The sequence below is a fragment of the Alistipes sp. 56_sp_Nov_56_25 genome, from assembly GCF_001915285.1.
Taxonomy (GTDB): Bacteria; Bacteroidota; Bacteroidia; order Bacteroidales; family Rikenellaceae; genus Alistipes; species Alistipes shahii.
On the sequence record NZ_MNQF01000047.1, the window covers coordinates 1 to 768 of the forward strand.

Annotated in this window: 2 protein-coding genes; both read left to right on the forward strand. The window is 48.4% G+C overall.

Annotated features, from left to right (window positions below):
• A partial coding sequence (locus BHV64_RS09020) for a mobilization protein (protein ID WP_288115768.1) occupies positions 1 to 391 on the forward strand: 391 nt, incomplete at its 5' end.
• Positions 376 to 768, forward strand: a 393-nt coding sequence (locus BHV64_RS09025) for a relaxase/mobilization nuclease domain-containing protein (protein WP_288115769.1), incomplete at its 3' end; no start/stop codon positions are given. The genes BHV64_RS09020 and BHV64_RS09025, both read left to right, overlap by 16 nt.

Genomic DNA, 768 nt, shown 5'->3' on the forward strand with positions numbered 1-768 from the left:
CCCGACAACGACAGATCCCAGAGTCCACAGGTATAATTTCAAACTCACCACGGAAGAGAATATCCGCTTTAAGCAGATGCTTTGTAAGGCAGGATTGGAGCATAACCGCAGCCGGTTTATCGTAAAACGCATCTTCGCCGAGGAGTTCGTTGTCGTTAAACGCGACCCTTCGAAAGTGCAGTTTATTGCCCGTCTGAATGACTTTTATTTCCAATTTCAAAAGTTGGGAAATAACTACAACCAGATTGTAAAGGTCATCAATGCGCACTTCTCCAACGTCGCGATCCCGCATCAGATCGCCGCATTGGAACAACGAACGAGAGAATTAAAGGCTCTGAGTATCGAGATTCTGAACCTAGCAAAACGCGCTGCGGAATGGTTGCGAATATAAGATCGGGTTCCTCGCCCGGTGGAGCCCTGCATTACAACAAGGAGAAAGTGGATAAGGATGAAGCCGAGGTGCTGCTTTGGCAGAAGATGCTCGAACCATACGATAAATGCGGACGCCTTGATATTGATGCCTGCATGGAGAGCTTCATGCCGTATCTCGAAGCCAACCGCAGAACAACCAATACGGTTTTCCATGTTTCGCTCAACCCCTCGCCCGAAGACAAACTGACAGACGAACAGTTCCGGGAGATCGCACGCGAATATATGGAACGCATGGGCTACGGCAACCAGCCTTATATTGTTTTCAAACATAAGGATATCGACCGACAGCATCTTCATGTCGTATCGTTGCGCGTCGATGAGAACGGACATAAGCTG